Source organism: Borrelia persica No12, assembly GCF_000500045.1.
Taxonomy (GTDB): Bacteria; Spirochaetota; Spirochaetia; order Borreliales; family Borreliaceae; genus Borrelia; species Borrelia persica.
In genome coordinates this window covers 1-466 of record NZ_AYOT01000221.1, presented here as the reverse complement: position 1 = coordinate 466, position 466 = coordinate 1, and the positions used below count along the sequence as shown (strand labels likewise).

Here is a 466-nt window from a genome sequence, read left to right as displayed (position 1 = left end):
ATGAATTTGCTAGTTCACAATATGACCAATTAGCACCGGGACAGGCTTTATCTTTTCGAACTGATAAACTACAAGACATTATTAATGACTTTAATTCTCTAGGAATCTCTACTTTTGCAAGTAACGCAGAAAAAGCCAAAAATAGTTTAGATAAAGCTGAAGATTCTTTTGGTGCACTTATGGCTACTACTTTACAACCCCTTTTAAAAAAGTTAAGCGATCTAGTTGATTGGCTTAAAGACTTCACTTTTAAGACTCATATTATTGATCCCATACTAAAAGAAATAAAAAATTTTTTTGGAAATCTTAACGAATGGCTTATAAAGATTGGAAAGCGAATGCTCAAATTAATACTGCCTACTAAGATATACAGATGGTTAATTGGTGAAGATCCAGAAACAGAAGAAAGCCATTCACCACTCCCAAGTATTGACACTGAATCAAAATTAGAAACTGACGCAAGTGT

1 protein-coding gene is annotated in these 466 nt (G+C 33.0%); it reads left to right on the top strand.

Annotated elements, in window-relative coordinates; all coding sequences use genetic code 11:
* Positions 1-466 (top strand): DUF759 family protein (locus U881_RS11185; protein ID WP_038364109.1); only part of this gene is annotated, 466 nt, incomplete at both ends.